The following is a 17,560-nucleotide window of genomic DNA, read 5'->3' as shown; positions in this document are numbered from 1 at the left end:
GAAGACTATTTTGACTGGAAGGCCAAACAGCCCAAAACGACTCCTTCTAGTAAAGTGACAGCTATTTATCCAAGCTAATCACTCTATCCTTCCTGAGATGAATTTACACACAAAAAAGGACTTGACCAATCGAAATGAGAAAATCGTTAACTTTTAAGGGGATTTTGACTGAAAATATGATTGAAAAAATTAATGATGATTTTACAGGCTCTAACGTCGAACTTTTTATATCCGAACTTCCTGATTCAGTCAATACAATTATTGTAAATGGCAAAATAGCCCGTGATCTTAGTGTCCTGTCCTATGATGAAAAAGTTTCAGTAATTAAGAGAGATATTAAAAATCATGAGAAAAAAAGTAACAATCAATTGTTTTAACAGTCAGTGTATTTAATCAAGTTGTTAATCTTGGTGAAAACATCAATTTAATCCATTTTCATCATTTTGTGCCAACTGAAAACGCAAAGCTTGAATAGACAGAGCGGTCTGAGATGATACATAATTGCACGGTATCGTCTGCAGTATTAAGATACTCAAGCTTAAACAATTGTACTGTTTCATATTAAGAATGGCTTATTTTTAGGTGATATCATACTGAATTGAAAGGGCTGGCTCTATGGTGCACCGCAGCACCCGTGTCATCTTGAATCCTAAACAGCACAGCTTCATGCTGATGTCCCATCTAGGATGTATTTTCTCCCCAAACAGACTAATCATTTAATCCTTTTCCATCAAGAATTTGCTGCATGTATTTTTCAACTCTTGATGCTCGAGTTTTGGATTGTTTGGCTTGGGAAAAATAAAGCAGGTAGGCCCTTTGGCGTCCTGGTGTCAGTGCTTCAAATGCGGTTTTCAGAGCAGGGATTTGATCCAGTTTGCTTTGAAATTCTGCAGGCACGGCGAATTCAGTACTCTTCTTTAAATTCAGCTTCAAACCGGCTTTTTCCACTTCAATGGCTTCATTGATGTAGTTTTTCAGTGTGTTTTCCATTTCAATGATTTCTCGAACATTAGTGAACCGAACCTGGCGCGCCGCCTGTACATTCTCCGTCTGTTGGATCAGAATACCCTGGGTATCCTGTAACAAGGCACCTTTGTGAAACAGAAGCGCACAATATTCTTTAAATCCATGGATTAAAACGATGTTTTTATTCTCAAACGTGTAGCAAGGATGCATCCACTTCAATTCTTCGGTCAGCCCACAGTCAAGAACGATTTTTCTCAACTTCTTAAATTCTTCCTGCCACTTTTTGGCTTTACTTAAAAAGTCATCAACTTTAGGGCTCATTCTACTGTTTGTCATTAAGGAACACCTCTGTTCAATTGTTTGGTCAACTGACAGTAAGAAGGATCATTCTCAATTTTTCTAGTTCTGTCTGTCACTTTTTGGCTTTATTTAAATGTTCATCAACCTTGGGATTTATTATACTTTTTGTCATAATGTCTTTTTAACTTAATTCACCGGTCCTGTCAAACTGTCGATGCTGAATTGTTTCAAACAAAAAAACTCCCATTAAGAAGGCAGGTCTTTTTCTACCCGTCTTCCTTAATTGGGAGCATCGTATAAAGACTTTGTTTCAATTAATCTATTCTATAAACCCAGGAACCATCTCTTTAAACGTTCTCTGGTTTCCTTTTATGGACGTAAGTAACATACCAACAATAACAATAATTCCGCCAATGACTTGTGAGATCATTAATTGCTGACCCAAAATTAGAGCGATAACGACCGTAAAAATCGGAATTAAGTTCATTGAAACTCCGGCAATCGTCGTCCCAAGGCTGTTAATCCCTTTATTCCAAAAAATAAACGAAAATACAGAAGGGAAAACTCCCAAATAGAGAATACCGACAATGCCTAAAGCTGTAATTTTCTCTGGATGGATCGATTGAAAAAATAAAAATGGCAGCATCATCAAGGATCCTACAACCGCAGTCAAGGTGACTAAGGTAATGGATGGCAAATTCCTGGCTCTTTTGCTAATTAGTGAATAGGCTGTCCAGAATAAGATCGCAAGGATCATAATGCCATCACCTTTGTTATATTGAATCAAGAAAACTTGCATCAGATCCCCTTTAGTTAGCACAATCAGGACACCAAAGAATGAAGCAACTAATCCAATAAACTTGATTCCATTTATTTTCTCATGAAGAAAGACTAGAGAAAATAACATAATTAAGGCCGGTGTCAACGAATTGATGAGAGAACCATTCGTCGGAGAGGTATACTGCAGTGACGTATAGGTCAGCGCATTGTAAATGGCGATACCGGTCACGGACATCATGAGGATAAGTAACCAGTTTTTCTTCCAAATGCGAAACCATGAAGGTTTTTCAATCATATGAGCCATGGGAATCAAAAAGAAGAGCGCAATGATCCATCTAAGAAAGGTGATCCAAACCGGTGGAAATTCTGATGCAGCATATCCACCAAAGATCATATTTCCAGCCCAAAACAGATTGCATAAAACTAATAAAAACCAAGCTTTATATTTCAAAACTTAACCTCCTCAGCAATTATAGTGAGTGAATAAACACGATCTTCAAGAACCGTAAGATTTGCTAGTTCATGGACAGGTGTTAACTGTGTATTCTCATCGTTGCTCTTTGTGCGCTTTTCAGAAATACATACAGAATGGCTAGTGCCAAGGCTATTGATCCGCTAAGAACCATTCCCATTACACCGTAAAGATGATAAGCAAGACTTCCGAAAAATGAACCTAAGGATCCACCCAGATAATAGCTGACCATAAAGAGGGCATTTAACCGACTGTGCTTACCGGGATCAAGTTGATATAACCGTCCTTGATTCAGAGTCATGTTCATACGAGAACCGACATCGAGAATAAATGTGATAAAAATGAGTATCCAAAGAGACTGCCAACCCAAGCCTAAAAGGATAAAGGATGAAATCATGGTGGTTAGTGCGACTAAATTCCAATGACGTACTCGGTCACCTGCAGATAAATTTCCTGTAAAACCGGCTGCCAGACTTCCGGCAATGCCTACGATTCCAAAAGTTCCTATTAATCCGCTCCCATAATGATAAGGCGCGCCATGAAGCAACAAAGTTAGAGGAACCCAGAACATATTAAAAGCAGCAAAAGCAGTTGATCCCAGGATCATTGTTTCTCTAAGAACCGGTTCATTTTTCAGAAGCGGCAGTAGTGATTTTATGATGACTATGTAGGAGGATTTTTTGGGCGCTTGATCTTCAGGCATTTTGAAAAAGAGATAGCCTGTAAAAGATAATAAGATGAACGCTGCTGTCCAGTGCACAGCACGCCAATCAAATAACTGACCAATCCATCCACCGAACACACGTCCCACAAGAACACCCATAAAGATACCGGTTAATAACTGTCCAATCAATTTTCCACGGTGTTCCTGATTGGCGTTTGAAGCAACAAATGGAATGATGATTTGGGCCGGGACAGTGCTGAAGCCGAGTAAAAAACCAACAATCAATAGTAAAACAAAGGAAGAAACCCATGTCATGAGAACAAGCCAGAATGCTGACAAAAGCATACTTCCCAGGATCATATTTCTTCTGTTAAATCGATCGCCAAGTGGAACGATGAACAGTAATCCTAATGTATAGCCGATTTGTATGATGGATAAAAGCAGTCCTGCTTCATTTGGAAGAACGGAGAAATCTCTGATTATCGAAGAAAGCAGCACTTGATCATAAAACAAATTGGCTATAGCGACAGAACAGGTCATTGCGAGAACGAATTGTATACCTGGTGTAAATTCTTTCTTTTTCAAATGATGATTTAATTTGGTTTCAATAGATGAGTCCACCATGAGTTCCTCCCATTTTGACTGAATATGATTCGCCTTGAGGCGGATGAAAGATAATAATGACGAGCGAAAATCTAGTCAGTACTTCATAATAGCGAAAACCTTTATCGAACAGCATTTTGGGGAATGACCGTTCCAATAAAAGATAAAAAAATAATGGTCATCGTAATAATGTGATCCGTAAAATCTTCTTTATTGTGTTTGATTTTGGGTACCATATGAGCACTATGCTGTAAATCAAGAAAATCTTTATTGGAACGATCGGTCTTTTATAATATAGCTACTTTCTTTTCTTCTGTCAATAAATGATTGCTGATCTAATCTAAGGTAGTTTTTTATCGCTTTCTGATTACAGGGAACGCTTGTCAAGCGCTGCTGACCTTTGTTTCAACCGCTTTTTCTGTAAATTATAGTTGAAGGGCTACATTTTTATTGCTAATAATTTTATAATATGTTAACTTAATAATTAGTTATTGATCAATCACTAACAACTTATAATTCACTATAAGGGGGATAAGAACTAATGACAGGTAGACCATCATCCACAGTTAATCGTCGTACAGACATTATTTCTGCTGCAATTGATGTTTTTGCGGAAATTGGCTATTACCGTGCAACAACAGCACAAGTTGCTGCACGGGCAAAAATATCCCAACCCTACGTTTTTCGGTTTTTTTCAACAAAAGAAGCTTTGCTGCAAGAGGCTTTGTTAGTATCTTGGACACGCATTCTTGATGCATTCCGTGCCGTTATCGAAACGACAGGTTCTGATCAAATTGAAGAACAATTGATCGCAGCTTATATAGAAATTATGGAGTCTTATCAAAATGAAGTACTGTTGCAAATGCAGGCTCAAACGATCAAAGAGGACTCTATTAAGAAGGTCATGCAGCAGGGATTTCTTGAGGTTCAGCAGATGGTGCTTGATGCTTTCAAAAAGGCTGGTCTAGAAAAACCTGAAGAGAGGACTCTTCTGTTTCTTTCCAGAGGAATGCTGTGTAATATTTCAATGGCACTTTCTTTACCAGAGTTAATGAATGAATAGAGAAAAAATTTTTTTTACCAGATAGTAATTGATCAATCAATAACTAATTGCAGAGGAGAATATATAATGATGAAAAAGGCGATTGTTTTAGGAGCAACGGGAGGAACGGGAACGGTAATTGTCAATGAATTGATTAAAAGAGAGATAGAAACAATAGCTTTTGGACGTTCTCTGAAAAAGTTAGAGAATTTAGCTGATAATTTGGGTAGACCTGCGAATCTTCACTTAAAAACGGGTGACATATTTAAGTCGGAGGATATTTTTGAGGCTTCAAGAGGTGTGGACGTCATTTTTCATTGTGCATCTGTACCCTATAATGAAATGGTGGACCGGCTGCTTCCAATGGGAGAGTCGGTGATGCAGGCAGCGAGCAAGCTGAGAGCCAGAGTAGTAGCCGTTGATGGTATTTACCCCTATGGTAAAAGTAGAACGAACGGGCCCATAGACGAAGAGTATCCAAAGAATCCGCATACGAAAAAGGGCAAAATAAAGCTCGAGTTTGAAAAGATGTTTTTCAGCTCACGATGGAATGAGACTCAAAGGCTAATTGTTCGATTACCTGATTATTATGGCGCCTCTGCAACGCAGGCTTCGTATTTAGGTTCAACGTTGAATTCGATCGCTGCCGGGAAGCCGGCGATATTCATCGGAAATATGCGTGTTCCACGTGAGTATGTCTATCTACCTGATGCGGCGATTATGATTGTAGAGCTAGCCAGTCGTGAAGAAGCATATGGGCAGAACTGGCATATTCCTGGTCATGGTGTTATTTCAGGACGAGATCTTGTGAAAATAGCACAAAAGGCAAGTGGAAAATCAAACTTGGTGATCCCGTTGGGCAAAATTGGGTTGTCGCTCATCGGGCTGTTCCAACCGGTAATGAAAGAAGTTGTTGAGATGTTGTACTTAACGAAAGAACCCCTGGTACTAAGTGGGGAAAAATATGAACGTTTCATTGGGACTATACCAACCACTCCCTTTGAAATAGGGATTACTGATACAATTCGAACAATTATGGAACGACAATTAAAGAATTAAGAAAAATTTGCTGAAGAAATCACTGTGCATGAACATTAAATCCAACATAAAAAACAAACCCTCCGAGCCCATTAAGGTTCGGGGGGTTAATTTTTCATGATTCACGATGATCTATGTTGTGCAAAGCGCCCAGTTCATTAAACTTTGCGTCATTGATGTTATTGAGAGAAATCAATCAATGTAAAATATATATTGCATTGAATGTAAAATATATATTACAATGTATTAAGCAAAGAGGTGATCTATTGCATTGTGTAATCAGGTAAAAAAGTCACGAATTGAATCGGGTATGACTCAACTTCAACTTGCAGAAAAAACTGGGGTAACACGGCAAACAATTAGTTTGATTGAGAAAGGAAAATACAACCCGACCCTGAATTTATGTCTGGCGATTTGTTATGCAGTCAATAAATCGTTGGATGAACTTTTTTGGATAGACAGGAGGAAGAACGATGAAAAAGATCAAAGATGAACGGTTAAACCTCGTAACTTTAAAAAATGTTAGGATCGCTTATCTGTTCCAAACAGTTGGCATTTTGGCTATCGTCATTTACACACAATTCACCAGTGGACCGAACGCAGGCTTTGAATCACCATTGTTTCTTGTCTTGATATTGTCGAGCTCACTCTTTCTGTTTTTGCAAATGAGAGTCTCCGCCGACATTGAAGCGTCCGAAAAAAAGCGCAAAAAACCTAGGCCATACTATTTATATGTTATTCTTTCATTGGCATTCGGTGTGCTGATGGGACTGATCATTTATCTTACTGATCGGCAGAACCCAATTTCTGCTCTGATCAGTGGTATCGTTTTCTTTGTATGCTTTCTGGCCTCATATTCAGTCATGTATTATCTTAAGAAAAAGCGTTCAAGCGACGATGATGACTTGGATTAATCAAAACTTGAAATGATATGTATTTTGTAAAAACAATTTTCATGTGTCTATAAACTTGCCTGTTTATACAGATCGATGACCAATCTTCACAAACTTAAAAAACCTCCGAGCCCATTACGGTTCGGAGGTTTCATCGTTCATTCAATTAAGACAGTGCTTGCGGCACAGTGACGTTCAATTCCTTGCCGATCCGTTTCAGATCCTCAGACGCTTGTTGACACAATACAAAAAAAAGATTATATTATAAAAGAACGATCGTTCCAATAAAATAATTCAACTTTGGAGTGAGGGCTTTGACAAGAACGCGTGTCTTCGATCGGCAAAAAGTGCTTGAGAAGGCCATGCTTGTTTTTTGGCGAAAGGGCGTCGATGGGGCAAGCGTTGCCGATTTATTAAAAGAAATGAAGATCAGCCGCTCCAGTATGTATGAGACGTTCGGTAATAAAGATGATCTGCTCCTTGAAGCCATTCAGTGCTATATGGATGCCAGAAATTCAGAACGCGAGGTTCTTAACGACTCAAGAGATGTCCGACTGAGTATCATGCGCTATTTTCAAAATCACATTGATCGTGTCTTCAATGACCAGGCCCCGGATGGCTGCTTAATCACCAGTACAACAGCTGCTATTGATCATCAGAGCGCTTTGATTCAGGATGCCGTGGAAACAAGCTTTACGGATATTGAGACATCACTAATGAACCTCTTGGAAAAGGGAAAAGCAAGCGGTCAGATCGATTCAAAGATCGATTCAAAAAAATGGGCGTTTCTCTTTCTTAATTTACACCACAGCATTAATATCACTTCTAAAATCAATCACAATAAAGAAGATTTTATTGAGATGATTAAGCAGGTATTAGCCCTATTGTAAGCATATTTTTTTTGAAAATTATTGGAACGATCGTTCCTAAAAACTAAATTAAAGGAGTTTTAACGATAATGATCATTTTACTGTTAATTGCCGGCTTTATTTCCGGAATGACAATTCCTGTTCAAACATCAATCAATTCACGACTTGGCTTGCAGGTGAAATCTCCTTACATAGCCTCTGCTATTTCATTTTTGGTTGGAACGCTTGTCTTGCTCCTCGTTTCTCTACTTGCAGAGCCGCATCTTGCATCGGATATTGGACTTCTCTCTTCCATCCCTTGGTGGATGCTCATTGGCGGTGGGTTCCTTGGTGTTTTTTATCTGACATCCAATATTCTTTTGCTGCCGCGGCTTGGTTCAGCGTTAACCGTTGTTGTCACATTGCTTGGCCAAATGATTATGGCTCTTTCGATCGACCACTTCGGGTGGTTTCATGTTCCCGTTCATGAATTAAATGGCCCAAGATTGATCGGTATCGGACTCATGCTCGTTGGCGTCTTCGTCATCAAAAAATATTAATCAACAAGGGAGATTATTTTCAATGAAAAACAAATCATCGTACTTAATTATTTACATGTTACTTGGCCTGTTCGCGGGAATGCTGTCACCGATTCAAACGTCCATTAATTCAGAGCTGAGAAATGCAGTTCATTCTCCACTTGTTGCGTCGCTTGTTTCTTTTTCAGTTGGAACAGTAGCTCTTATTCTTCTTGTTTTGCTGATTGAGCATCGACGCTTGTTCAAGACGAACCCCTTAGAAAAAGGGAAAAGGGTCATCTCAAAGAGCCCTTGGTGGCTCTGGATCGGGGGGGTACTGGGCGTCATTTTTGTGACAGCCAACATCTTTCTTTTGCCGATGATCGGCGCGGCTCTAACGGTTGTTTTAGCATTATGCGGCCAGATGGTCATTGCGCTCGTCATTGATCATTTCGGCTGGTTCGGGGTACCCAAACATTCGATTAATGTGCAGCGTATTTTCGGAATCATTGTAATGGTGGCAGGAATATTTTTGATTCAGCACTTTTGATGATTCTTTTCTAATTTTCTATGGATACAATGAGTGGACACTTAAAAACTTGGGAAAGAAGATGTAATATCGGTATGCAGGATAGATAATGAACCTTCAAAAACGACGCAGTTAAAAATGTAACAATCTAAGTAAAAAAATCGTTTTATTATCATAGATAGTGGAAAAGAAGGTGTATAAAAATGAAAATTGCTGCACTCTATGATATTCATGGTAACTTTCCCGCACTTCAAGCAGTACTCAAAGAACTTCATTATTTACAGCCGGATGTGATTGTCATTGGTGGTGATATCGTTTCAGGGCCAATGCCAGTTCAAACACTGGATTGCCTTTTGAATTTAAGAAGAGATGCGAAAGTCACATTCATTCGAGGAAATGGGGATCGAGAAGTCAGTGAGGCATCTAAGGGGCTCGGTCTGAAAAACCTATCAGAACAGGGGCAAAAAACAGAGCAGTGGGTTGCAGAACAATTGACTGAAAAGCACATCGAGTTCCTTTCACATTTAAAAAGTGTTGCGAGCATTCAAACGGAATTGGGTGACCTGCTATTCTGTCATGCGACACCAATGAGTGACTCTGATATTTTTACTCCTCAATCAAACAAAAAACGTTTGGAGAAAATATTTGGGAATGTCGAGCAGTCCATTGTTGTGTGCGGACATACTCATGTGCAGTTCAAATTGAAGTTTGAAAAGAAGTTGATTTTTAATTCTGGAAGCATTGGAATGCCCTATGCTAAGCAAACCGGAGCTTACTGGCTTTTTATTAGCCCAGACGGGATTCAGTTTAAGCGAACATCTTATGATTTAAATGAAGCAGCAAAATTATTCAGACAAAGTAACAGTCCTTCCGTGGAAGATTTTATCAATAATAACTTGTTTCACATTCCTACTGAAAAAGAAGCCATGGCATTCTTTAATAAGATTACAGAAAAATAAATGAGAATAGCTCTGTATTGCGTCATTCGTATTTCATTCTAGCAGATGGTAGATGTGAAGAAGACGCAATTAAGCAGAAAATGATTGTGGAGGTAACCAGATGCTTGCTGAAAGTGCAGATTAGTCTTGCAATAAAGCAAGAAATGATTTCCCAGAGTGCCTTAAGATTCATTCTCCATTTTTTTAATCCATTGATAGAACTTTAAAACAATAAATAACAAGAAGGGGTTCACCAAAAACGAATAATAAGTTTTCCACCACCCATGGTGATAATAGCCCCACGGTTCAGGCAATAATGCAATACATTCATAAAGTGTAATCGCGATGGTCCAATAAAAGACATAGAGCAGCCGTTTCATTAAGGACTTTGAAAAAGGGTACCCATTTAAAAAAATAAGATTAACCGGTGGAATAAGCACGGTTTCAATGAAAATCGCCTTCCATTCGATTTGCCCGGAGAAATACCAATAGCCATGATATTTCTTGCCAATATAGGCATCTGTCAGCAATTGCGAAGCGATCGTAAAGGTCCATAATTGAACGATTTGACTTTTTGTCAGTTTATGATTGGTAAGGAAAGCGACCGTATTAAAAAGAGCAACGGCGATTAAAAGCCCGATCATGGCAATCCCTTTTCTTTTTTATTGGCTATGTTTAAGTTCAATGTTGTTTTTGCCCCTCCGTTGATCGCCTGCGGAAAGCGAGCGTCTGGAGCGAAAAACAACAGAAAAGTTTAACAAAGCCTTTTTATTTAAAGTATGTCCGCTCAAAGTTCAACTCACACATGATTTTTGATGATGAGTCTTTGATTTTTATTTGTCCCTGGGACTTTGTGGTAATACCCGTTTCTCCATTTTTTGATATGATCGAATATATAGAGTAACTACAGATCCTTTTTTAGTACATCCAGGTGACATGGACTTAGTCCACTGTCTAGCAGTGGATCTCAGAGAATTTCTTGTTAAACGCCTTATTGGTACATGTGGACAAATGGCTTTATTTAGTAAGGGCATTTTATGCATTATGGAAAAAAGCGTCAATTGATCCCACGTTCGCATGGGACTTCCGTAATATTTCAACTGATTCTAAACATATCACAGAAGGGGGATCATTATGTCGATAAAGATGCATTTAAAAGTCTTAGCCTTGGCATGCACACTACTTATTATTATGAGTGGATGTTCCAATAACCTAAGCCTTCCTGATTCCGTATTATCTGGGGAAAATAAAATAGAAATACCTTTAACTACGACGCCGGACATCTTAAAAAAAGGGGACTACTGGCAACTGTCCAAAACAAATAAAGGTACTCTGATTGTTGATGTTTATCACAACGGGCAAATCATAAAAATCTTTAAGGTTGGAAGAATATCGAGCAAAATAACCACTCATATTGTATACTCCAGTGATTCACAATTTGTGAAAAATCCTGAAAATGGGAGAAAGGTTGCAAAAACATCTACTGATAAAGTATATAACGTTCCAGGGAAAATAGAGATTAATCATAAACAGTACATTGTAACGGGCCTGCGTGTATATTCTGACCAGGAATCCGGTATTATTTATTTACAAGCCAAATAACTTTAATAGCTATTAGTGCTTTCGGAACATCGGCTTCTACTGGATGTTATTTCGTACTTAAGCCGTTAGAGTCAAGACATGACTATTAACATAAAAAATAAGATATGGTTGTTTGTTCCTCCCGATTGCGGCTTGTTCGGTCACATCCAGTCCGTACAAAAGACGGAAATGCCAGCAAGATTGGAGATCCCCTACTGAAAAAACCGCCATTTGAACTTTTACGATTTTAACCTCCAAACAAGAAAATCATAATATGTGACGTAGCGCTATGTACAACACCTCTAAGAATATTTAATGAAGCCATGTGATCTCCTAGACTTCATTTGTCTCAGCACGTACAATAAAGGCAAAGGTCACTTACTAATTATAGGAAGGTCTTCATATGGAAAATGAGCTTAGATATCATTTGATCACCGGAAAAGATGATGCAAATTTTTGTAAGAGGATTTCTAAATTGCTTGATGAAGGTTATGAATTATATGGATCACCTTCATGCACATTTAATGGACAAGACGTAATTGTAGCACAAGCGGTTATATCAAAATCACAGGAAAATTCAGAGCCTCTTACTTAACTATGTCATTTTTCAATTTAATGTCCCGACATTTTAACACGTCAAGCGATTCAATTTGAGATTATGTCATTACCACATGAACGAAATCACGATCCTCATCGCTAAGCAATCATTACGCTGCATAAGTCAAAAATAAGTAATCCAGCCGATTTGCATCTGTCGTAGGTGTTCCTGTTCAGCATCAGAAAATCCGTGGGCATCACAATGAACGATCAGTCTGCGCAAGGGCTTGGCTCCGCCAAGTTTTCTTTAACAAGTTTTCTTTAAAAGGTAAGGAAGTAAAAATCGGGCCAATAAAACAGTGCCTTGGATGAGATTCAAAGCGGAGGTGCGAGACGCCTGCGGGAGAGCGAGCCAAGGGAGACCCCGCAGTGAGGGTCACGAGTGAGGAGGCTCACGGATCGCCCGCGGCAAGCGAGCAACCGAAGCGTTGATCCAACCTCTAACCCCTGAATAACACAGGGTCAATGATTAGGGACCGGGCTTGCCCAGTTTTTCTCACAAATAAAGGGGATGACGAAGATGACAGCGGGCCGTATTCAGAAAAAGACAAGCGTTATATTGATCGGTGCCGGAATTATGAGTGCAACATTAGGGTCATTACTGAAAGCGCTAGCACCTGAATGGGAAATCAAAGTGTTTGAGAAGCTTGCCGAGGCGGGGGAAGAGAGCTCGAACGAATGGAATAATGCGGGTACGGGCCATTCCGCCTTGTGTGAGCTGAACTATACGTCCGAAAAGCCAGACGGATCAATCGATATAAGCAAAGCGATCAAAATTAATGAACAGTTTCAGCTTTCAAGGCAGTTTTGGTCGTATCTTGCAGGCAGCCATCTGATTCGTCATCCGCAGGGTTTTATCCGGCCAATCCCTCATATGAGTTTTGTGCAGGGAGGGAAAAATGTCTCGTTTTTGAAAAAGCGTTTCGAAACGCTGTCAAGTCATCCCCTGTTTCAGGGGATGGAATTTTCCGATGATCCTGAAAAACTGAACGAGTGGATTCCGCTGATCATGGAAGGCCGTGCATCGAATGAACCGATCGCAGCCACAAAAATCAATTCGGGGACGGATGTTAATTTCGGCGCATTAACGCGTTCTTTATTTGACCACTTAAAAAATCAAAACGTCGAGATCGACTATAAGCATCTTGTTAAGAATATCAATCGAACAAGCGATGGATCCTGGGAAGTGAAAGTAAAGGATAGCGAGAATGGTAAAATTGAGCACCATATGGCCCAATTTGTCTTTATCGGCGGCGGGGGCGGCAGCCTTCCTTTGCTTCAGAAAACGGGTATTCCAGAGTCCAAACACATAGGAGGATTCCCGGTCAGTGGACTGTTTATGGTCTGCAGCAATCCGGAAGTAGTTGCACGGCATCACGCCAAAGTATACGGCAAAGCGAAGATTGGTGCTCCGCCGATGTCTGTTCCGCATCTGGATACACGGTATATTGAGGGCAAGCAAACACTGTTGTTCGGGCCGTTCGCCGGCTTCTCGCCGAAGTTTTTAAAGACGGGTTCAAACCTTGATTTGATCCGTTCCGTCAAACCGGATAATCTCTTAACGATGCTCGCGGCGGGGATCAAACAAAGAGCACTGACCAGATACTTGATCCAGCAAGTATTGTTATCGAATGAAAAACGCATGGAAGAGTTACGCGAGTTTGTTCCAAACGCTAAAAGCGCGGACTGGGATACCGTGGTCGCAGGCCAGCGTGTCCAGGTGATCAAAGACACGGAAGCCGGGAGGGGCACCCTTCAATTTGGTACGGAAGTCGTGACGAGTGCTGACGGCTCAATCGCCGCATTGCTTGGTGCTTCTCCGGGTGCTTCCACCGCTGTTTATGTGATGCTGCAGGTATTGGAAAAATGTTTCCCGGAACAGATAAAAGCGTGGAAACCGAAAATAAAAGAGATCATTCCTTCTTACGGCGTGCCACTCGCGGAAAACCCGGCTCTTCTGCGAGAGGTTCGCACAGCAACGGCGCGGACGCTGGGCTTGAACTGAAAAGCGATGTGTAACGAGAAAAATCCGATGAAAGGAGGTGAGTACCCCTTCATCGGATTTCTTTGCTCTGTACACATTACCAGGGAAAGCGTCCGTTTTCATTCAAAAATTCTCCATTATGACGCTTGCCGTCGACTGCGTAGCCGACGATAATGGATGCGGCTTCTTGCTTTGATTTTCCGCCTTCAGCATTACCGTTTAAATCGGTTGTTGTAAACCCAGGTGTGACAGCAAATACTTGTGCCTTGCTGTCTTTTAGCTCAAGGGCCATCGAGACGGTCATCGCATTATTTGCCGTTTTTGAGGCATTGTAATCAAACGCATTGGGAGCGAACTCGAAGCTTTGCATATGGTTCAATGAAGCCATGTCGGTTGAGACATTAATGATGGTTCCTTCATTGTTCTTAATCAATGGAAATAAGTGCTGGTTCAAGCGAAAGGTTCCGAAAAAGTTTACTTCAAATGCGTTTCGTAAATCTCCCTCTTTTGTTACGGTGAATGAGCTGGAGAAGCTTCCCGGCATGCCGGCGTTGTTGATGAGAAGGGTGAGTCCGGAATAGCTTTCTTTGACGGTTTCAGCCGCCTTTGCAATACTTTCCAGGTCCGACAAATCAATTTCAATAAAACGAACATCTAATCCTTGAGACTTCAGCTCTGAGACGGCGGCCTCACCACGTTCCTGATGACGCGCGCCAAGCAATACTGTCCAGCCTTTTTCCCCAAGCTGTTTCACAATTTCAAAGCCGATTCCTTTATTTGCTCCTGTTACAAATGCTACTTTTTTCATTGAAAATCCTTCTTTCTTTTGAATGATGAATGACTCTACATTTACAGTGTACGATGCTACACTTAGTGTAGGTCAAAGAAAAAGTTTGGAAGTGAGAAATGATGTTCACGATTGGACAAGTCGCGAAAGAAGCAGGGCTCGCTATCGGAGCAGTTCGCTTTTATGAAAGAAAAGAGCTGCTTGAGCCTGCCGCGCGTGACGAAAATAATAATCGCCTTTATACCCACGAAGAAATCAAGTGGCTTCTTTTCATCAAATGCCTGCGCGGAACGGGGATGAGTGTGCAGGAAATCAAGAAGTACCACGATCTTGTACAAGCCGGCACGTCGACCCTGCCGGAACGCATCGAATTGATTCAGAATCAAAAACAGAAACTCCTAGATGAAATTGAAGAGAAAAAGAATCAGCTCGTTCAATTAGATCAAAAACTCGATCGCTATTTTCGCGGGGAAAATTATTAACAGGAATCAAAACAGGTGTTTACCTGTGCGAAAAGTAAATTGGAGGACAAGAACAGTCTATGGATCTAAAAATGATTCTGAATTCCATGTATCTTTGCGTGAAAGATATGGACAGGGCAATAAATTTCTATGAGCAATTACTGGATCAAAAAGTAAGCGAGAAAGATGAAATTTTTAGTATCTTTAATTTTGAACATAATAGGCTCTGCTTGTTTAATCCGTCTAAAGTTAATGAAAAACATGTTTGGGGGAACAACTGTCTTCCGAGTTTTCAAGTGAATAATATGGATCTGTTATTGAATAGAATTGACGAATTGGGCGCACCTATCGTTTTTCCTCTAACAAAAATCGGAGAAAGCCTAGTTTTAGAGTTTAAAGATACAGAGGGAAATGACATAGAGGTTTATTGCAAGCAAACAAATGAATGACACGTTTATTGATGGAGACGGAGAGAGTTTTTCTATATCTCATGAACATAAGGACAGTAATTAATATGAAAAAAATTGTCATATGCACTTTTTAACTTTGGGATTACTGATGCTTTCAAGTTGCTCAAAGGGCAACGAAAATGTCAGTATAAAAAGTGTAAAAAACGCTGCTGTAGAACAAATTTCAGCTGCTTTATCCACAGATCCGAATAATATCCATGTTACTGATATTAATAAACTAGCGGATGATACTTGGTTTGTTAGATATGATGTCATCAATTCGCCATCTTATTTAAAGGCTGAAGCGTCATATAATTTGGGCGTAACTGTAAAATATATTATTGATAAAAATGGACATAGTGGATTTTTCATTCAATTTACACGTTATTCTGCGAAATAAAACAAATTTGTTTCTCAGGCCTCCTATCGAAGAAGGCCATTTTGGGGTGTTTCGAGTTGCTCCTAATTCGCGAAAAGTTACTCCTAACTCATGAAAAGTTGCCCCTAATCGGGCAAATGTTGCTCCGAATCTCATCAAAGTATAAAACTGCTTTATTTGAAGCATCCTATTAACTGATTTTAGCCGCTTTCTTCAGAAGAATATGTTTCTTTCCGTTTCAGCGACTGCTTGTTTCCACATGTCGGACCAATCCTGTATTCTCCGTACGAAAATGTAAACGAAAATCGCTTGATTATAATTCTATATAGAACTAATATTAGTTCTATATAGAATTATTTTTTTGAAGAACGAAGCGAGGTGGTTATTTGAAAAACAGGGAGGGTGGTTTCCTCATTTCTAAAGTAAAACAAATATCGGGCAGAATATTTGATAAGAAACTCAAAAGTTATGACATTACTGATTTAAATTCTGCACAAGGTCGCATAATTTTTGTTTTATGGAAAAAAAATAATCAGTCAATCAGTGATCTTGCAACTAATACGGCTCTTAGTAAGACAACTCTATCAAGTATGCTCAATCGATTAGAACAGGCAGGTCATATTAATAGAGCTTTTGACAAGAATGATAAGAGGAAAACAATTATATCTTTGACTGAAAAAAGTAAGCTGTTGAAGAGAAAATATGAAGATGTTTCTAATGAAATGATTGACCTATTTTATGAAGGGCTGTCTGACAAACAGATCGATGAATTTGAACACGCACTCAAACATATCCTAAACAATCTAATATCATTTGAGGGGAAACAAAAATGAATACAGACGTGAAGAATAGCGCGTTAAAACTGGTAGAAAAAACAAAGAACATTATTGTGAGTTCTGTTGATGAACAGGGTTATCCCAATGCGAAAATGATGTTTAATGCCAGAAAACGTGATGGGATTAAACTTTTTTATCTTACGACGAATACATCGTCCTTAAGGGTTTCTCAATTTAGAAGAAATCCAAAAGCAAGTCTCTATTTTTCAGATACCCGATTTTTCAGGGGACTAATGCTTATTGGTCATATGGAAGTATTAATCGACGAGAAAAGTAAAAAAATGATCTGGCGTGAAGGTGACGAAATGTACTATCCTCTCGGGGTAACCGATCCGGATTATTGTGTTCTTAAATTTACCAGTGAAAGAGGAAGATACTACGCAAAATTTGATACAACGGACTTTATTATTGAATGAGTCTCCAAGTTCCATGAAATTCTTTTGATTTTGCTGATCCAGGGGGTAGAATTTTAAAATGCAAAAACGCTCATTAGCACCACAACGTGGCTTTTTTCCGCAACCGTCCTATCTAATTGGTACGTATAAAGAGGACGGTAGTCCTAATTTTGCCTTAATAACTTGGGTCACTTTTTGTTCCGTAAATCCTCCAATGCTCATGTTTGCTTCAAGAGGGAAAAAGCTGACCCGAGAGCTTGTCGAAAAAAACGGGATATTTTCTGCCAATCTAGTCTCAACAGATATGATGTATATGGCAGATTATTTCGGAAATACATCAGGTTATAAAAAAAACAAGTGTGATGAGATAGGGTGTATGTAGTAATTTAAAAGTACCCCACCAAAGTCATTAAAAATTCCCCCACTCTAGTATAAATAAACCCACAATAAGTAATGTGATGTCTTGTTGTGGGGAGATTGGGATGATGATGACTTTGAAG

The 17,560-nt window shown here is 39.5% G+C and carries 22 protein-coding genes; 17 read left to right on the top strand and 5 right to left on the bottom strand.

Annotated features, from left to right (window positions below):
- Positions 1 to 708: 708 nt before the first annotated feature.
- The 3 genes from E4665_RS17450 to E4665_RS17440 all read right to left on the bottom strand — a co-directional run bounded on the left by E4665_RS17450 (position 709) and on the right by E4665_RS17440 (position 3,803).
- Positions 709 to 1,302, bottom strand: a complete 594-nt coding sequence (locus E4665_RS17450) for a YdeI/OmpD-associated family protein (protein ID WP_135350083.1) — start codon at positions 1,300 to 1,302, stop codon at positions 709 to 711.
- 283 nt (positions 1,303 to 1,585) lie between these two features.
- Positions 1,586 to 2,497: a DMT family transporter gene (locus tag E4665_RS17445; protein ID WP_135350082.1), complete on the bottom strand. Its 912-nt coding sequence runs from the start codon at positions 2,495 to 2,497 to the stop codon at positions 1,586 to 1,588.
- Positions 2,498 to 2,579: 82 nt separating this feature from the next.
- Positions 2,580 to 3,803, bottom strand: a complete 1,224-nt coding sequence (locus E4665_RS17440) for an MFS transporter (RefSeq protein ID WP_167815245.1) — start codon at positions 3,801 to 3,803, stop codon at positions 2,580 to 2,582.
- A 523-nt stretch (positions 3,804 to 4,326) separates the two neighbouring features.
- Between E4665_RS17440 and E4665_RS17435 the strand changes: the two genes are divergently transcribed.
- The 8 genes from E4665_RS17435 (at position 4,327) to E4665_RS17400 (ending at position 9,612) form a co-directional block, all read left to right on the top strand.
- Entirely contained in the window at positions 4,327 to 4,848 is a 522-nt protein-coding gene (locus E4665_RS17435) for a TetR/AcrR family transcriptional regulator (protein ID WP_135350080.1), read from the top strand.
- Between the two features lie 69 nt (positions 4,849 to 4,917).
- A complete protein-coding gene (locus E4665_RS17430; RefSeq protein ID WP_135350084.1) occupies positions 4,918 to 5,886 on the top strand; it encodes an NAD-dependent epimerase/dehydratase family protein in 969 nt (322 codons plus the stop codon).
- A 250-nt stretch (positions 5,887 to 6,136) separates the two neighbouring features.
- Complete coding sequence (locus E4665_RS17425; RefSeq protein ID WP_135350079.1) at positions 6,137 to 6,358, top strand: helix-turn-helix transcriptional regulator; 222 nt, start codon at positions 6,137 to 6,139, stop codon at positions 6,356 to 6,358.
- Complete coding sequence (locus tag E4665_RS17420) at positions 6,339 to 6,779, top strand: branched-chain amino acid ABC transporter substrate-binding protein (RefSeq protein WP_135350078.1); 441 nt, start codon at positions 6,339 to 6,341, stop codon at positions 6,777 to 6,779. Before E4665_RS17425 ends, E4665_RS17420 begins: the two co-directional genes overlap by 20 nt.
- A 293-nt stretch (positions 6,780 to 7,072) precedes the next feature.
- Positions 7,073 to 7,648 (top strand): TetR/AcrR family transcriptional regulator, encoded by a 576-nt coding sequence (locus E4665_RS17415; protein WP_135350077.1) that lies wholly within the window; start codon positions 7,073 to 7,075, stop codon positions 7,646 to 7,648.
- A 68-nt stretch (positions 7,649 to 7,716) separates the two neighbouring features.
- Positions 7,717 to 8,166 (top strand): DMT family transporter, encoded by a 450-nt coding sequence (locus tag E4665_RS17410; RefSeq protein ID WP_241654954.1) that lies wholly within the window; start codon positions 7,717 to 7,719, stop codon positions 8,164 to 8,166.
- A gap of 22 nt (positions 8,167 to 8,188) precedes the next feature.
- On the top strand, positions 8,189 to 8,674 hold the full coding sequence (locus tag E4665_RS17405; protein ID WP_135350075.1) for a DMT family transporter: 486 nt from the start codon (positions 8,189 to 8,191) through the stop codon (positions 8,672 to 8,674).
- A 182-nt stretch (positions 8,675 to 8,856) separates the two neighbouring features.
- The gene (locus E4665_RS17400; RefSeq protein ID WP_135350074.1) at positions 8,857 to 9,612 is read left to right on the top strand and encodes a metallophosphoesterase family protein; all 756 of its coding nucleotides are present in this window, start codon (positions 8,857 to 8,859) and stop codon (positions 9,610 to 9,612) included.
- Between the two features lie 161 nt (positions 9,613 to 9,773).
- Here E4665_RS17400 and E4665_RS17395 read toward each other — a convergent pair whose 3' ends face one another.
- Positions 9,774 to 10,235 carry a CBO0543 family protein gene (locus E4665_RS17395; protein ID WP_135350073.1) on the bottom strand — a complete coding sequence of 154 codons (462 nt, stop codon included), beginning with the start codon at positions 10,233 to 10,235 and terminating at the stop codon, positions 9,774 to 9,776.
- 490 nt (positions 10,236 to 10,725) lie between these two features.
- Here E4665_RS17395 and E4665_RS17390 point away from each other — a divergent pair, with 490 nt between their 5' ends.
- The 3 genes from E4665_RS17390 to E4665_RS17380 all read left to right on the top strand — a co-directional run bounded on the left by E4665_RS17390 (position 10,726) and on the right by E4665_RS17380 (position 13,774).
- Positions 10,726 to 11,193, top strand: coding sequence for a hypothetical protein (locus E4665_RS17390; protein ID WP_135350072.1), 468 nt, complete (start codon positions 10,726 to 10,728; stop codon positions 11,191 to 11,193).
- 382 nt (positions 11,194 to 11,575) lie between these two features.
- Positions 11,576 to 11,767: a DUF1737 domain-containing protein gene (locus E4665_RS17385; protein WP_135350071.1), complete on the top strand. Its 192-nt coding sequence runs from the start codon at positions 11,576 to 11,578 to the stop codon at positions 11,765 to 11,767.
- A gap of 522 nt (positions 11,768 to 12,289) precedes the next feature.
- The gene (locus E4665_RS17380) at positions 12,290 to 13,774 is read left to right on the top strand and encodes a malate:quinone oxidoreductase (RefSeq protein WP_135350070.1); all 1,485 of its coding nucleotides are present in this window, start codon (positions 12,290 to 12,292) and stop codon (positions 13,772 to 13,774) included.
- Positions 13,775 to 13,850: 76 nt separating this feature from the next.
- Here the strand turns inward: E4665_RS17380 and E4665_RS17375 are convergent, their stop codons facing one another.
- On the bottom strand, positions 13,851 to 14,561 hold the full coding sequence (locus tag E4665_RS17375; protein WP_135350069.1) for an SDR family NAD(P)-dependent oxidoreductase: 711 nt from the start codon (positions 14,559 to 14,561) through the stop codon (positions 13,851 to 13,853).
- Positions 14,562 to 14,662: 101 nt separating this feature from the next.
- On the opposite strand from E4665_RS17375, the gene E4665_RS17370 reads away from it, so the two are divergent.
- From E4665_RS17370 to E4665_RS17345, 6 genes are all read left to right on the top strand, one after another.
- Positions 14,663 to 15,022 (top strand): MerR family transcriptional regulator, encoded by a 360-nt coding sequence (locus E4665_RS17370; protein WP_135350068.1) that lies wholly within the window; start codon positions 14,663 to 14,665, stop codon positions 15,020 to 15,022.
- A gap of 59 nt (positions 15,023 to 15,081) precedes the next feature.
- The gene (locus tag E4665_RS17365; protein WP_135350067.1) at positions 15,082 to 15,450 is read left to right on the top strand and encodes a VOC family protein; all 369 of its coding nucleotides are present in this window, start codon (positions 15,082 to 15,084) and stop codon (positions 15,448 to 15,450) included.
- Between the two features lie 82 nt (positions 15,451 to 15,532).
- Positions 15,533 to 15,850: a hypothetical protein gene (locus E4665_RS17360; protein ID WP_135350066.1), complete on the top strand. Its 318-nt coding sequence runs from the start codon at positions 15,533 to 15,535 to the stop codon at positions 15,848 to 15,850.
- A 365-nt stretch (positions 15,851 to 16,215) separates the two neighbouring features.
- The gene (locus tag E4665_RS17355) at positions 16,216 to 16,662 is read left to right on the top strand and encodes a MarR family winged helix-turn-helix transcriptional regulator (RefSeq protein WP_135350065.1); all 447 of its coding nucleotides are present in this window, start codon (positions 16,216 to 16,218) and stop codon (positions 16,660 to 16,662) included.
- Entirely contained in the window at positions 16,659 to 17,081 is a 423-nt protein-coding gene (locus E4665_RS17350) for a pyridoxamine 5'-phosphate oxidase family protein (protein ID WP_135350064.1), read from the top strand. The genes E4665_RS17355 and E4665_RS17350 overlap by 4 nt, the downstream gene beginning before the upstream one ends.
- Positions 17,082 to 17,139: 58 nt before the next feature.
- Positions 17,140 to 17,442 (top strand): flavin reductase family protein, encoded by a 303-nt coding sequence (locus tag E4665_RS17345; RefSeq protein ID WP_135350063.1) that lies wholly within the window; start codon positions 17,140 to 17,142, stop codon positions 17,440 to 17,442.
- Positions 17,443 to 17,560: the final 118 nt, after the last annotated feature.

The organism is Sporolactobacillus shoreae (genome assembly GCF_004684935.1).
Classification (GTDB): domain Bacteria; phylum Bacillota; class Bacilli; order Bacillales; family Sporolactobacillaceae; genus Sporolactobacillus; species Sporolactobacillus shoreae.
The sequence above is the reverse complement of the archived record's forward strand: the minus strand, read 5'-3'. Positions and strand labels throughout refer to the sequence as shown.

Excerpts from the sequence above, each read along its gene's own strand:
- E4665_RS17450 (WP_135350083.1), bottom strand. The coding sequence starts at position 1,302 with ATGACAAACAGTAGAATGAGCCCTAAAGTTGATGACTTTTTAAGTAAA.
- E4665_RS17435 (WP_135350080.1), top strand. The coding sequence starts at position 4,327 with ATGACAGGTAGACCATCATCCACAGTTAATCGTCGTACAGACATTATT.
- E4665_RS17430 (WP_135350084.1), top strand. The coding sequence starts at position 4,918 with ATGAAAAAGGCGATTGTTTTAGGAGCAACGGGAGGAACGGGAACGGTA.
- E4665_RS17420 (WP_135350078.1), top strand. The coding sequence starts at position 6,339 with ATGAAAAAGATCAAAGATGAACGGTTAAACCTCGTAACTTTAAAAAAT.
- E4665_RS17410 (WP_241654954.1), top strand. The coding sequence starts at position 7,717 with ATGATCATTTTACTGTTAATTGCCGGCTTTATTTCCGGAATGACAATT.
- E4665_RS17405 (WP_135350075.1), top strand. The coding sequence starts at position 8,189 with ATGAAAAACAAATCATCGTACTTAATTATTTACATGTTACTTGGCCTG.
- E4665_RS17400 (WP_135350074.1), top strand. The coding sequence starts at position 8,857 with ATGAAAATTGCTGCACTCTATGATATTCATGGTAACTTTCCCGCACTT.
- E4665_RS17395 (WP_135350073.1), bottom strand. The coding sequence starts at position 10,235 with ATGATCGGGCTTTTAATCGCCGTTGCTCTTTTTAATACGGTCGCTTTC.
- E4665_RS17390 (WP_135350072.1), top strand. The coding sequence starts at position 10,726 with ATGTCGATAAAGATGCATTTAAAAGTCTTAGCCTTGGCATGCACACTA.
- E4665_RS17385 (WP_135350071.1), top strand. The coding sequence starts at position 11,576 with ATGGAAAATGAGCTTAGATATCATTTGATCACCGGAAAAGATGATGCA.
- E4665_RS17380 (WP_135350070.1), top strand. The coding sequence starts at position 12,290 with ATGACAGCGGGCCGTATTCAGAAAAAGACAAGCGTTATATTGATCGGT.
- E4665_RS17375 (WP_135350069.1), bottom strand. The coding sequence starts at position 14,561 with ATGAAAAAAGTAGCATTTGTAACAGGAGCAAATAAAGGAATCGGCTTT.
- E4665_RS17370 (WP_135350068.1), top strand. The coding sequence starts at position 14,663 with ATGTTCACGATTGGACAAGTCGCGAAAGAAGCAGGGCTCGCTATCGGA.
- E4665_RS17365 (WP_135350067.1), top strand. The coding sequence starts at position 15,082 with ATGGATCTAAAAATGATTCTGAATTCCATGTATCTTTGCGTGAAAGAT.
- E4665_RS17360 (WP_135350066.1), top strand. The coding sequence starts at position 15,533 with ATGCACTTTTTAACTTTGGGATTACTGATGCTTTCAAGTTGCTCAAAG.
- E4665_RS17350 (WP_135350064.1), top strand. The coding sequence starts at position 16,659 with ATGAATACAGACGTGAAGAATAGCGCGTTAAAACTGGTAGAAAAAACA.
- E4665_RS17345 (WP_135350063.1), top strand. The coding sequence starts at position 17,140 with ATGCAAAAACGCTCATTAGCACCACAACGTGGCTTTTTTCCGCAACCG.